This window comes from bacterium 336/3, assembly GCA_001281695.1.
Classification (GTDB): Bacteria; Bacteroidota; Bacteroidia; order Cytophagales; family Thermonemataceae; genus Raineya.
The window spans coordinates 2,880,074-2,894,276 of sequence record LJIE01000001.1; the positions used below are offsets into that span (position 1 = coordinate 2,880,074).

General features: G+C 31.6%; 12 protein-coding genes and 1 pseudogene. 4 read left to right on the top strand and 9 right to left on the bottom strand.

What is annotated here, in order from left to right; translation table 11 throughout:
- Positions 1–86 precede the first annotated feature (86 nt).
- Positions 87–830 carry a hypothetical protein gene (locus AD998_13380; protein ID KOY88204.1) on the top strand — a complete coding sequence of 248 codons (744 nt, stop codon included), beginning with the start codon at positions 87–89 and terminating at the stop codon, positions 828–830.
- 160 nt (positions 831–990) lie between these two features.
- Positions 991–1,599 (top strand): annotated as a pseudogene (locus tag AD998_13385) (hypothetical protein).
- A gap of 292 nt (positions 1,600–1,891) precedes the next feature.
- Here AD998_13385 and AD998_13390 read toward each other — a convergent pair.
- The 5 genes from AD998_13390 to AD998_13410 all read right to left on the bottom strand — a co-directional run bounded on the left by AD998_13390 (position 1,892) and on the right by AD998_13410 (position 7,303).
- On the bottom strand, positions 1,892–2,341 hold the full coding sequence (locus tag AD998_13390; GenBank protein ID KOY87001.1) for a hypothetical protein: 450 nt from the start codon (positions 2,339–2,341) through the stop codon (positions 1,892–1,894).
- Between the two features lie 255 nt (positions 2,342–2,596).
- On the bottom strand, positions 2,597–3,823 hold the full coding sequence (locus AD998_13395) for a hypothetical protein (GenBank protein ID KOY87002.1): 1,227 nt from the start codon (positions 3,821–3,823) through the stop codon (positions 2,597–2,599).
- Between the two features lie 33 nt (positions 3,824–3,856).
- Positions 3,857–5,128: a hypothetical protein gene (locus AD998_13400; GenBank protein KOY87003.1), complete on the bottom strand. Its 1,272-nt coding sequence runs from the start codon at positions 5,126–5,128 to the stop codon at positions 3,857–3,859.
- 30 nt (positions 5,129–5,158) lie between these two features.
- The gene (locus AD998_13405) at positions 5,159–5,470 is read right to left on the bottom strand and encodes a hypothetical protein (GenBank protein ID KOY87004.1); all 312 of its coding nucleotides are present in this window, start codon (positions 5,468–5,470) and stop codon (positions 5,159–5,161) included.
- A gap of 153 nt (positions 5,471–5,623) precedes the next feature.
- Positions 5,624–7,303, bottom strand: coding sequence for a hypothetical protein (locus AD998_13410; protein KOY87005.1), 1,680 nt, complete (start codon positions 7,301–7,303; stop codon positions 5,624–5,626).
- A 78-nt stretch (positions 7,304–7,381) separates the two neighbouring features.
- Here AD998_13410 and AD998_13415 point away from each other — a divergent pair, with 78 nt between their 5' ends.
- Positions 7,382–10,309 carry a hypothetical protein gene (locus tag AD998_13415; GenBank protein KOY87006.1) on the top strand — a complete coding sequence of 976 codons (2,928 nt, stop codon included), beginning with the start codon at positions 7,382–7,384 and terminating at the stop codon, positions 10,307–10,309.
- On the top strand, positions 10,302–11,066 hold the full coding sequence (locus tag AD998_13420) for a hypothetical protein (protein ID KOY87007.1): 765 nt from the start codon (positions 10,302–10,304) through the stop codon (positions 11,064–11,066). Before AD998_13415 ends, AD998_13420 begins: the two co-directional genes overlap by 8 nt.
- A 30-nt stretch (positions 11,067–11,096) precedes the next feature.
- On the opposite strand, the gene AD998_13425 is transcribed toward AD998_13420, so the two are convergent.
- Genes AD998_13425 through AD998_13440 form a run of 4 tightly spaced genes read right to left on the bottom strand, consistent with a single transcriptional unit; the run spans position 11,097 to position 14,105 of the window.
- Positions 11,097–11,837, bottom strand: coding sequence for a hypothetical protein (locus tag AD998_13425; GenBank protein ID KOY87008.1), 741 nt, complete (start codon positions 11,835–11,837; stop codon positions 11,097–11,099).
- Positions 11,838–11,857: 20 nt separating this feature from the next.
- Positions 11,858–12,097: a hypothetical protein gene (locus tag AD998_13430; GenBank protein KOY87009.1), complete on the bottom strand. Its 240-nt coding sequence runs from the start codon at positions 12,095–12,097 to the stop codon at positions 11,858–11,860.
- 12 nt (positions 12,098–12,109) lie between these two features.
- Positions 12,110–13,483 (bottom strand): hypothetical protein, encoded by a 1,374-nt coding sequence (locus AD998_13435; protein ID KOY87010.1) that lies wholly within the window; start codon positions 13,481–13,483, stop codon positions 12,110–12,112.
- Between the two features lie 7 nt (positions 13,484–13,490).
- Positions 13,491–14,105 (bottom strand): hypothetical protein, encoded by a 615-nt coding sequence (locus tag AD998_13440; GenBank protein KOY87011.1) that lies wholly within the window; start codon positions 14,103–14,105, stop codon positions 13,491–13,493.
- Between the last annotated feature and the right edge of the window lie 98 nt (positions 14,106–14,203).

Consider the following 14,203-nt stretch of genomic DNA (forward strand, 5'->3'; position numbering starts at 1 on the left):
AAATTTTATTTTTATTCGGATTTTTATCTTGTTTTTGGGCTTGTAGAAGCAATCCTAAAACTTTTGAGGAGAAACCTACTCAAAAAGTGGCAGATTTTGATATTTTCGAAAATATTACAAAATTCGACACTACCACAAAAACCATTCATATTCTTGTTTCACTTTGTGATAATCTGTATCAAGGCATTGTACCTGTTTCCATGAGCTTGGGGAATGGACAAAATCCTTCAAGTAATTTATATTGGGGTGCTGGTTTTGGTGTTAAGACATATTTTAAGAAAAGTAAAAGCTGGACGCTTCTTAAGACTGAAAAAGGCAGTTACCCAATTCTTGAAAGGCTTGTTTTTAAGCACAAAACTAAACCGTTTTACATTGTTGCAGACGCTTATGATGGACAACATATTTTAAAATGTACCAAAGATTTATTGTACAGTTGTTCGGCACAAAAAAGGGATACTATTCATGTTCAAAATAAAACCTTAGGTATTTATGGTAATGCAAAAATGGTGGCATATATTGGACACAATGGATTGATGGATTTTAGTTTGAAAGATAAATTTGGTAATATTGACAAGAAAAGTAGGGACTGTATTGTTTTAGCTTGCAATAGCAAGCCTTATTTTAAGGACTACTTCAAAACACTCAAAACCAATGCATTTTTGTGGACAACAGGCTTGATGTGTCCTGAAGCATACAGCCTTCATGATGCCTTAGATGCCTATATTGCAGGTAAATCCAAATCAGAAATACACTTAGAAGCCTCTAAAGCGTATGCCAAATATCAAAAATGCAATTTAAAAGCAGCCAAAAACCTGATTGTAGCAAATTAATTTTTATTCTATATTTTTAAAATTCCATACTATGCAAAAAACACATTTAACTCTTGTAGCATTATTGTTCTTATTTTTAACAAACGCTTGTACTGTCACTCGTTTAAATAAAAATCCTGAATTTCTTTATAATCAGGCTGTAGCCAGTGCTGCCTATCCAGAAAAATCGAAAATTGCTACAAACCTTTTGGCTCTTTCAAAGACAACTCCAAATCTGCAATGGAAAACCATTGAAGGAGAAGAATATGTTTTGGTATCTACTTGGACAAGCGAACAGAATATAAAATACTATCCTGCTTCTGGAACATACAATACTGGAAAGTATCCAATCTGGGTAACTCTAAATCCCGAACTGAAAGAACGATATAAATCTTTTAAAATAAATAAAAAAGATGACCCAAGTCCACGACTCAAACAGTTACTGGGTTTGCCTCCCAATGTTAGTAAAACCCATTTTGTTGAGTTTTGGGTAAAACCTAGTGATGTATTTCGTCCTTGCCCAGACAATGAAATTACAGATAATTCGTGTGGTTTGTGCTTTCCTGAAAATACCTCTGAGGAATATCGCCAATGGGTTAATCAGCTTCGATTAGATTCTTATTACAATTGTAAAGGAGATAAATACCCTTGGACACAATTAGGATATACTTATGATTGGAATCCTAAAAACAAATCTCATGTAGGTGTAAGTGAATTTGTAATCAAGCAAAATAGCACTATTTATGTAAATAAAATTATCAAAACAGTTGAATATCTGTCAGAAAAATAGTTTACACAATAAAATAGTAAAAGTATTTTTACATAATTTTTTCTTCATTGGACATCAAAACTTTAGATGCTTCATAATCTATTTTCCGAGTTCCTATAAGTTCAGTAGATTTTTGTGCGAAAACACTAAAGAATAGTGAATACAAGCATTAAGAAGAATTTTGAGAGATTTTTTATTTTTTTAGTTGAAAAATTTATTTGGGTAATTGTTGTACAACCAAAAAGGTTTCATACAAAATGAAACTCAGTATTTTGCTTATAATCTTTTATTTACAACTAACAGATTATCAAATTTATTTTTTTCTAAAAGACAAAACAAATTTGGCTTTTGCGTTAGAATCAATCAAACCACTGCTTGTAGGAGATAGAAAATCTAATACTAAAAAGTCCCCTGAACTCACATAGCAACGATAGCTATAGTATTGTAGAAATGCTATGTGTTCATCTTTGGTATTTTTACCTGTAAAATTGAGCATCAATACGTTGGTGTCAGATTTCCACTCGTATTCAAATATATAGCTTTTACCATCTTGAAAATAAATTTCAAGGTCTCCATCTGTATCAAAATATAATTTTGAACCTTGAAACATATTGTTTACCTTTTCTATATAGCCCGAACTATCATACTCAGGAGAGCTATAACCACTATATAACCAGTATTTTCCTGTAAATTTTTGAGCAGAGGCATTCAAGCTTACAAGAACTAATGCAAGAGCAAATAAAGTTTTTATGAGGTTTTTCATTTTTCTATGTATTTTTTATGAGTTTGTCCAACATTTTTTTTTAAATCAATTATATTTGAAATTGTGAGTTTTTTAGGAATGATCTTCTCAAAAGTTTAAAATTTTTGAGAAGATTCAGTCCTTTTTTAAGTAACACTACAAATTTTAACCGTTTCTACTTTTTTTCAACTTGAATGTTAGACAAGTTCAATGTTTGGAAAAGCTTAATCTAAATCCCTCTTTTTTACTGATTATACATTGTATTCTTTTGGGTATTTATTCATTTAAAAACTGTTCAAACTTAGTAAATATATCACTCAGTTCTTTTTTTGCATCTTGGTCATAAACCAGCATAATACTACCCTCAGCGACTTTTTCTACATTTGCTCCATCTTTATGGGAATACAAACGAGCTGTAAGTTTGTAGCTTTTACCAAGTTGGAATTTCTCTCTATTTTGGTATAAAACATAGATATATGCATAATCCCATATATTTTCTCTATGGCTAATGAGTTGGAAACCATTATTCAAACAGAATCTGTCTTCAGCAGGTTTTTCTTTAATCATATCACTCCATTTTCTACTTTTATTTCTCAGTTCTTCTCTGCTTGTTTTGATGCCTTCCATTTCGTACTCCATATTTCTCAGACACGTATTTCCACATGTAACTGTCATGGGCATAGGCAAATAAGCTCCCCAATAAATACTTTTTCCCATACTCTGAGATTTCACAAAACTCTTAGAATCTTCTTTGGGTTGGTCTGTATATTGATAATTAAATACTCCAAAATTATCCACAAACACTACTTTTCCAATATTTTCTTTGTAGGTGGGGTAGTTACTCATCAAACTTTTTTTCTTCTGTTCAAACTTCTCTGAATCAGCTTGTTTCTTAAATTGATCATATTTAGCCTGAGCTGTTTCTAAATCATAAACCTCTAATTTCGCTTTATCTTTTGCCCAAACATCCACTACTTTTTTGGCATTATCCTCATAGACAATCACTACTCCTGCTTCTGGTTGATAAAACTCTGAATTAACGTAACTACTATAATAAAAAAGTTGATTACAATCACTACATTTAAACATTGTAATGTTTTTTTCCTTCATTTTTTCATCTAAATATGGAGTATTAAACCCACCATCTTTATTGTAATACACATTCAGTTTATTCACTACTTTACCATTTTCTTTGGCTAAAAATTGTAATTTTAGGGTTTTCTGGAAAACTGTTTTATTAAATTGTATTCCTTTCAAAGCATAATATGTTCCAGAAATGCCTGTTTCATCCGTAAAATCCTGAGCATAAGGCTTAGTCAATTCAGCAATTTTAGCTTCTTCTGCTTTTTGTCTTGCTTCCTCTTGTTTCTTTTTAGCCTCTTCCTGCTTTTTCTGCTCCTTTTCTTTCATTTTTTTCATGAGTTGGGCATGTGTTGGAACGCCTCCCAAAAATGTTATTAGAGAAAATGCAAATAGTCCTTTTACAAAAAATGATTTTTTCATACTTTTTAATTTTAAAATAAGATTTATTAATTTTTACCAGTTTAAAGTTCTGAAACTACCGCTTGAGCCATTTGCTGCCATAATTTTGCTCTCTTTATACTTACCTCCGCTTCCGCCTCTATTCTGAACATTGATGGATAAATTAGGTGTTGTTGGGTCTTTATAGATAGTTACATCTCCTCCATTTCCTCCATTTCCAGGTGCTTTGGATTTATCACCATAACTACCATTACCTCCATTGGCATATATGTTGATAGGTGTGTTAGGTGTTATTTTAAATTGGTGAAGCACTTTTCCCATACTACGTACTTCAAGCTGAACCAAAGAGCTACCATTTTTTTTATGCTTGGAAGGCTTTACATAAACATCTAAGTTTGTACCATTTTGCCCCCGAGCACCAGCATACACATAAATACCAGATGTTCCTCCTCTTCCCCCACTATAATTAACTTCTATCGGAGCATTATACAAAACATCAATACTTTTGGTTGTAGTAATATTTGGATGATATTTGGAAGTAGCCTTGATACGAACTTGGTCTGATGGTATTTTTGGGCAATCTGCATGAATTTGAAGTTTTTCTTCTCCAAATTCAGCCCCTTGTACTTCCACTACAAAATTCTCCCAGTCTGTTTTTCCACCCAAGTTTGGCGTTTTAAATACCTGACCATCTGAAAGTGTAGCCTGAATACCATACAAAATTTGACTAAAATGTCCCAGCTCAGTTGGTAGATTTGTAACGACTATTTCTATATTTTGTATGTTTTTACCCTTGAGTGAATATTTTATTTTTTCTGCTTCTTGTTGCTTTTGTTTATTGGTAGCTATTTGTTCTCGAGCACTTTTCTGATTTTTAAATATTCCTAAAATATAGCTATCAAGTTCTGTATTTAGACTTTTATAATCGGGTTTTGAGCAGTTTTTACACAACACATATTTAATGGTTGCATGTTCTTGGGCATAGTTGTAATAGATTACATAATCTTTCAAAAAAGTAATTCGACTATCTCCTGAACCAAAATATGCAGGGTAGTTTGGAATATCAGGTTGAAATACTTCCAAAACTACATTTGCTCTGTTTATTTCCACTTTTTCTATTACTTTATTATTCTCTGTATCCAGATTAGAAGAGAAAAACAGTTTTAAAGGCCATGTTTTTGTTGCCTGAACTAAGCTTTCATTCTCAACTTTAAATACTTGATAATCTCCATCACCAAAGTTTTTTACTAAACTATTCTGATTTTGAGCAAATAGATTTTGGCTAATCACAAAAAAGAACACGTATATATATTTAATAATTTTCATTAGATTATTTTTTAATTTATTTGAAAAATTTTACAGATAAGCTGATAATTTTACCGTTTTACCACACATGGTTTCATCTATTGTGAATATCAAAGACCCTTTTTTGCCTTTATCACTTCTATAGATTTTGCGTCCAGCCTCACAAGTAACAGATGTTGAACCTCCTCCATGATAAAGCATTACATGAGCCTGACCTGTAAAAACATAAATATCTTGTTTAGTATCATTTACTATTTTTAAAGCCCCTTCTATTTTCTTAAATGAATCATCATGAACAGATGTAAAGCCAGTGTTTACAACAAAACAAACAATTAAAAAGAACGAGAATAAGATATTTTTCATAAGAAATTAGGATATTTGGTTTATGATTCAAAAATGAGCATTTGAATTGATTATGTACTGAAATACTTTGTAAGCTGTTGGTTTGGATTTGTAAGTTGTAAAACACTCAAATCATATAGAAAAGCCCTCTTAATATTTAAGAGGGCTTCTGGATTATTCTACAATTAGCTTTTTAACTGTTTTTCTTTCTGATGTATGAATATTTACAAAATATAATCCTTTTTTCCAGTTTGCTATATTTATCATCAATTCCCCTGAAAGATTATTTTCATATACTACTTTTCCATACTGATTGGTTATCAACACTTTACTATTCTCTGAACCACTTATAGAAACCTGTTCTTTTGCAGGGTTAGGATAAATTTTAATATCTCCATCTTGGGTAGTATTTTGCAGGCTGAATGCCTTTTCCATTTTTTCAATTTCTTCTAAAGAGATATTTTCTGTGTATGTTTCCAATACTATATTACTCTTACCAGTAGCTGAAATATAAAATACTTGATCTGTACGTCCATAATCAGAGCAGTTATGTTTAGAAACGTGACGAACCATATAATACATATTATACTGTAAATTCGTAAATGTGTAGTTATTACCTGATACTCCTAACAATACAGGTGATGAATACCAGTTTGGAGAAGTTGTTGGAAGTGATACAGGGCTAGCAAATAAACCCCATGTGCTATAAGGATTAGTTGGGTCTAATGCATTCACTGTTAAAGAATATCCTGTGGTATTTCCTGAATGACTATGACTAAAACCTGAATTTACATAATTGCTAAAAGTTGGTATCTGGAATACTTTTCTTACCTCTGCCCAACCACAACCTCCATTGCTTTCCCAAACGCCATGTTTAATCATATAATATCTGCCTGCAATATTGGGTACTCTAAATTGTGCTTGATTTCCTGATAAAGTAACAGGAGCAAATGTAGGGTCTATATATTGGTCAGCTGTACTATTGACTGTCATTCGATACAAAATCCATTGACTATTTTGGTTTACTGCATTACCTATTACATCTATAACTGCCTGATTAGATTTTTTATCGCAATTTATAGAGTATGAATAGTCGGGATTAAGATTGCAAGGTACTTCTGTCAATGACATATCATCTATTAAGATTCCTTCACCATTTCTTTTAGCTCTAATCTCAAAAGTTTGTTTAAAATTAAAATATACACCATAAGAATTGTTAGGGTCATCTAATTCAATAGGGAGATTTGCGGCTGTCATCAAATCTGAAACTCTAAAAGTAGCTTCAAATAAAGTCCATTGCCCTCTTGTTGTAAATGTACCTATCAAAGGAATTGTTAAGGTTCTATCACAGATACTTGTCCATCCAGATGCTGTGTTTAATAATCTAATTTCTACACCTGAATTTGGATTGATAGGAGTATTTCCCATATTTTGTGTAGCTGTCAAAGATGCCCATATACGCACTTTGTATTCTCTTCCTAAAGCCAGAGGACTTGTAAAGTTCGATTTAATAGATTCTGCGGCATCTGATGTTTTTAAATGTACATAATTATTTCCATGACGAGGCATTAAACCGTTCGGTAAGCCTCTCGTTAAAAAATTGAAAGGCACACTGATATCTTGTGGTGTTACAGATGCACAAGTAGCTAAAATATCAGGTGTGTTGTTAGGAATATAACACCCTAAAGACCAATTACTTAATTTCCCCATTACCACATCACCTTGGTGTGTAGGGCAAGATGTAAGTGTTTCAAAACTTGGATTGGGTATGAGATTTATTTGCCCATAACCCACACTCACAGAAAAAATCCATAGTATAAAAAGGTGGTGAAGTTTTTTTAATTTGAAGCTCATAATTTTTTTGTTTTAATTTGTGATGAATAAATAATTGTTTGGTTTGTGCTGTAAAACTATCGAAGCCCTTTTAGAGAAATGGATAATAATTTACTATTGGTATGTTTCGATTTGCGAAGCGTAAAAAAGCTCTTTTGGGGAGTTTTGGGGTTATTTATTTTTTGTTATCATGTAGTAATGGCTCAGCAGCCTAATTTTCGTGCTATTACAACAGACCAAGACCTTCCTAGCAACGAAGTATATTCTATTCTACAAGATGCTCAAGGATTTATTTGGATAGGTTGTGATGCAGGATTATTCCGATATAATGGGGTAAAGTTTATTCCTTATAAAACAGCTAAACAACGTAGCAAGTCTATTACAGGGTTGTCTCAGACACCCAACGGAAGAATTTATTGTCATAATTTTACAGGTCAGGTTTTTTACATAGAAAATGACCAAATGCATGAGTTAGAGTGTTCTGAAATCACCTATGTTTCTAACATTACTACCAATCAACAAAATGAAGTCTGGCTTGCCACCAAAGAAGGGCTTTATTACTATTCTCCCCAAATCAACAAATGTGTTCAATACCAAAATTCTAGTTTTAGCCCTAAAAATATTTCAAGAAATTTTACAGACAAACAAGATAATATTTGGTTTACCTCTGATGATGGTGTAGGCAGATTAGATAAACAAAAAAAAATTACCATTTACCCTTTTCCACCTCAGAAAATTGATTTATTAGGGAATTTGCTCATCTGTAATACTCCTCAAAAAACGCTGTTGGTAGGCGTAACTTCTGCTAATCTCTATCAAATAACCCCACAAGGCATCAAGAGTTACTATATTCCTACTCTCAACAAAGCTCTTGAAGGAAAAAAAGTTACCAATGCATATTTAGATACCAAAGATAGGCTTTGGATAACTACTTACACAGGTGTTGTTATGTATCATACCATTACACAACAGATAAAAGTATATTTAGAAGAGTTTTCTTTTTCTGATATTTTAATAGACAAAGATGAATCTATTTGGCTCACAACTCTTTATGATGGCATTCTTTATATTCCCAATCTGGATTTTGAAGACTTACAAGCCATGCATAAAGTGCTTAAAATCTGCCATGATGAACAAAATATTTACTTTGGTAATACCTCTGGACTGCTTGGTGTTTTAAATCCTCACAGTCAGGAAACTAAAATTTATGATGCTGGTTTAAAAGCAGATATTAGAAGCCTCAATTATGACTCTTCAGATAAAGCTATTTATTTCAATATGAATAGTAGTATTTATCAATTAAAAGATAATAATATTTCACTTGCTCGCTCCTTTGCACATTCAGTTAAGAGTATGATTCATGTACCTGAAGGTTATTTAATAGCTTCTTCTATAAGAACGTATTTTGTAAAAAATCTTCAAGATACTTCTTTGCAGGTAATTAATGAACAATGGGGACGAAACATATTGTATGATACAAAAAATAAATATGTTTGGGTGGCTACTAACAAAGGTTTATTAAAAGTTATTTATCAAGCAGGAGAATACATTGTTTTAGAAAAACTCTTACAAGACAAACAAATTTTAGATATTTGTCTTTGGGAAACGCAACAACAACTTTTTGCCGTAACTTTTGAGGGTTTTATTTATCAAATCAGCCCTTCGTTACAAATAGAACCCATAGCTCAACTCCCCAATCACATACAGGCTTATCATATTCTCTGCCATAATAATCAATTATATATTGGAACGAATAAAGGTCTTTTTATATACAATCTGCATACAAAAGATTGGCAAAAAATAGGAAAATTGGAGGGCTTAATTTCTGATAATCTATTATCATTTACATTTTTTAAAGACAAAATCTGGATTGGTACAGAAAAAGGTGTACAGAGTATCCCTATTGCATTTAAAACGAAACAAAATCTTTCAAAAATTTTCCTAAAAAAGGTTTTGCAAAATCAGATAGCTATTGGAGATAACGATTATCAAAAAATCAAAATGCAACCCAATGATGCTCTTAAAATATATGTAGAAGCTGTTTGCTATTCTTCTTACGACAAATTTCGATATGCTTATCGTATCAATCAAAAATCATCTTGGAATTATTTACCAGCAAACACAGAAGCCATAGATATCAACTCTTTACCTGCTGGAGCCTTTTCCATTGAAATAATGGTAGAAGACCATCAAGGCAGATTCTCTAAAAACCTAATTGTTATAAAAGGAGAAGTTTTACCTCCTATTTGGCAAAGAGGCTGGTTTTTAAGTATCTTGTTTTTCATCATTCTCTTTAGTTTTTTTATTGGTTTTAAACTGAGAGTCAGACATCTTCAGAAGAAACAAGAGCAAGTTCTCAATCAATTACACCTAGAAAATGAGTTAAACTCTTGGCAACAAACAGCCCTTCAGGTACAAATGAGTCCACACTTTTTATTCAATATCCTCAACTCTATCAAAGCATACATATATGAAAATGATAAACAAAAAGCTATTACTTATCTCAATCATTTTGCCAATCTCGTAAGAAAAATCTTACAAAACAGTAATCAAAAAGAAGCTCTTTTGATTGATGAATTGGAGATTATCAAGCATTATATTGAGCTTGAGGGGATGCTTTTAGAAAAAGATTTTTCTTGGGAAATCAACATTGCCGAAAATATTGCAACAGATGAAATTTATATACCAACTCTTTTAATACAACCCTTTGTTGAAAATGCTTTTAAACATGGTTTAAGACATAAGAAAGGTGAAAAGAAACTCACTATTTCTATTATTTCTCTATCAGAGCAGGTTATTCAACTTACAGTTGATGACAATGGTATTGGCAGAAAAGCTTCACAACTTATTAATCAAAAAAATAAGCCCTTACATCAGTCTTTTGCCATGCAAAATATCAAAAAAAGAATAGATTTATTGAATCAAAATTCTAATTTTGACATTCAAATGCAGATTCTGGATAAAGAAAATCCACTGCAAGAAGCCTTGGGAACACAAATCGTATTAACTATCAAATACCATGAATAAACAAGAGATAAAACTTAAAGCCATGATTGTAGATGACTCTCCACAAGCCTGTCGTTTACTTAAAATGATGATTTTAGAGGAGTCTCTTCCTGTTGATGTAGTATCTGAAGCTCATAATGCCTTTGATGCTTGGGAATCTATTCAAAACCTCAAACCTGATTTACTATTTTTAGATATCGAAATGCCTGAAAAGTCTGGTTTAGAGTTAGCTGAGCAGATTTTAGAACATGATATTAATTGTGAAATTATTTTTACAACAGCCTACAGTGAATATGCCATTCAGGCTTTTAGGCTTTCAGCCATAGATTATCTCCTCAAACCTATTCAGGAAGGGGACTTAAAAGAATCTATCGAAAAAGTCAAATACAAAAAGAAATTAACCCACGACCAAACAAGGCTTAAAACACTTACTCAAAATTTAAAAGAAGAATCGCCTCAAAATCTTTGTGTACCCATTTTAAATGGCTACGAATACATTCAATTACAAGATATTGAATACATTGAAGCAGATGGTGCTTATGTAAACATTACTCTTTGTAATACAAAACAAATGATTGTTTCCAAAAATCTGAGGTATTTTGAGAATCTATTGGAAGGCTTTGGACACTTTTTAAGGGTACACCGTTCGTACATTGTGAATAAAAATCATATCAAAAAAGTTCTCAAAGGCGAAAAAGCAGTAATTGTGATGCAAAGTAACCAGCAAATAGACCTTGCTCGTGATAGAAAACAAGCATTTTGGGCTGCTATGGAGTGATTATTATGCTGATTTTCAAATAATATATTTTTATTCAAGTGGGACTTTTTCTCTGTCTTTAATAATGTATTCTTTTATTTTTCCATTTTTATCTTTTTCTCTGACTATATCACCTTCCACAGGAACTTGTTTGTAAACCTTATCATCTTTTCTTAAGTTGTAATTATTTTTCCAGTAAGCAATCCTAACAAGTTCTCCCTTTTCATCAAAATATTTGCATTCTTCAATACCATCATTTAAATAACTAGTTTCTTTTATGACTATTCTATTCTTATCATACAAATGAGTTTTTCCACGCATTTTGCCATAATGCATTTCATAATCAAACTTCACCAAAGTGGAATTCTTTCGATAGGTTTTCCATAAACCATCTTGTAATCCCATTTTAAAATACCCTTCACTATCATCATGTTTTATCTTCACAAGAATATACTTGTTTGAATCTAAATTATAAGGCTCTTGTAATTGATTATGAAATAATGGTAATTTATCATATTTCTTGTTTCTTTTATGTATTTGTTGTAAGTTCTGAATATAAAGGGTATCTATATGATATATTAAATATTCTACATAAGCACGTGCTTCTTCCTCTGCAGTAAACAGTGAGTTTAGATGATTTATTACCTTATGAAGATAATCTATATTTAAAGGTGTATCTGAGCCGTTCAAATAAGATATTATATATTGTAATCCAGTTATAGCTCTCACATTTTTCTTGTCAATCAAAAAACACCTGTTAAATTCGATGGTAGCAGTATCTATAATACCCACATTATAATAATTCCACGCTTTTACATAATGATTTTCAAAGGCTTTTTCTTTAGTTTCAAAATCTCATTCTGAACAAAATTACTATCTCCTTCTATTTGGGCTTTGGTTTTAACTATTCCATAGTAAAAAGGAGATAAATGATAATTCTCTTTGATTTTTTTATTCCAGTTACTATTTAAAATCAGAGATTCTTGTCCAAAAGATTGAAAACACTTTCCTAAAAGTGTGAAACACAAAAATATGATTAATCTGTTTTTCATAGTTTCTCATTTTTATCTTCTAAAAACCTTTTTCCAATACTCATACAGATACAAAGCCTCTTTGACACACAATTTACTCATAAACTCAGGAGTCTGATTGGCGTGTATTTTTTGAATGAGGATTTCTAAATCTAAAAAACGCATTTCTTTACCCTTCAATACATTTTTTTTGCCCCAATTATAAACAGGCTTTACTTCAATAGCCTCAATTTGTGTATGGGTATTGCCTTCTTGTGTGATACCTTTTACAATATGCAATTTTAAAAGAGGAACCAATCTATCCAAAACAAAAATATCATAAGCTACAAAATCGGCAAGTGAATAAATAGCAACGCCCTGCTTTTGGTGTCGTGTAATAGGGCATGTAAATACATATTTTTCCATCGGTTGTGGATTATGTGGATGACTACCTAAAATCGCATCCACACCACATTCCTCAAATATTCGGTGATAAATAGCGACTGTATGCTCCGAAGGATACATTTGGTACGCATTGCCTGTATGCAAAGAAAGCATCACCAAATCTGCTCCTTTTATGTGGGCATGCAATACATCTTCTTTAATTTGTTTTAAATCTACATCAGGTGTATTAAGTCTTTCAGTATTCACTAAATAAGCTTCCTGAGGAGATAATAAAAATTGATTGAGTGAATAGGTATAAGCAATAAAAGCTATTTTGATACCATTTCTTTCTAAAATTGGAAAATTTTGGCGTTCTTGAGGACTTTTGGCTGTCCCTGTATAAGCTATATTTTTTTGTTCTAAAAATTTGATAGTTTCTAAAACACCCTCTGCTCCCATATCCATACTATGATTATTGGCAGTAGAAAGCACATCATAACCTTTGTATTTGCCATTACCACTAAATACTTCAAACATTTCTTCATTACCATTGAAGTGCATATCTGAAAGCATCACTTCTGGTACAAGTGAGGCTGGTTTATTGATATCAATAGGTGTTTCTAGATTGGCAAAAACAATATCAGTACCAAAGAAAAACTCTCCTACTTCGTCCCAAAGATGTTTGGTGTAAGGCTTTTGAATCCATTCATAAGGCATTAAGTCTCCTCCAACAGAAACAGATATTTTACTTTTTATTTCAAAGTTATTTGGCAGTATAAAATCAAAATTCTGATTCTGAAAATGTTCTACAATATGACTAGGGTATTGATATGGAGGCTTGATATAATATTTATAGCCTAAATACAATATATCTTTGGCTTTAAAAAATGCTGGATTTTCTTCAAAATCGGCTATTGGACTTCTCCATTTTCTAAAAAAAAGTCCTATCACAAAATATAGAATGCGTAAAATACCTACCAAAATCTTCCCTTTTGTAGAAAAAGGCAAAACTGTTGGAAATTGTATGTTTTTATTTTTCATCATTTATAATTCAATATTTTGTAAAAGCATCATAGAGCAATTTTATACCAAAACCCACAAAAACCACTCCTGAAACTACATTAATATTCCTTAAAACTTTGGCAGTAAACAATTTGCGAAGTTTAGATGCAGAAAAAGAAATACCAACCTCTGTTGAAAAAATTGCTAAAAGGCAACCTACAAAAAACAATACTCTTTCAGTTTGGGTATAATTTTCGCTGGTAAGCTTTGCAGCTATGGCTACCCAAAAGAAAAAATTTACAGGATTGAGTACATTAAGCAAAAAACCTGTTGTAAAATAATAGATAATATTCCCGAATTTTGTTTTAGGATAGGCAATTTTAGGTTCTTTCTTAAAAACACTCACCAAACCCAAAGCAATCAGTAGTCCTCCACCTACCAAACTAGTATAAAATGACAGATTAGGGATTGTTGGTAAGAAGCTAGTACCCAATAATGCTCCTGAAATAAAAAGGACATCTGAAAAAATGACACCTAAAGCTATCAAAACTCCACTTTTATAGCCATAATCTACACTATTTTGTATGAGAGCAAAAAAAACTGTACCCAGCATCAAACTAAGTACAATTCCTGTCCCAAAACCGTATATACTTGCTTCTAACATGATTTACTTTATATCAAATTGCGTTATTTCTCATGCAAAAGAAGGGTTTTTATACTTTTTTTCAAATTTTTTTTCTAATCAATTAAACCATTCTTAAA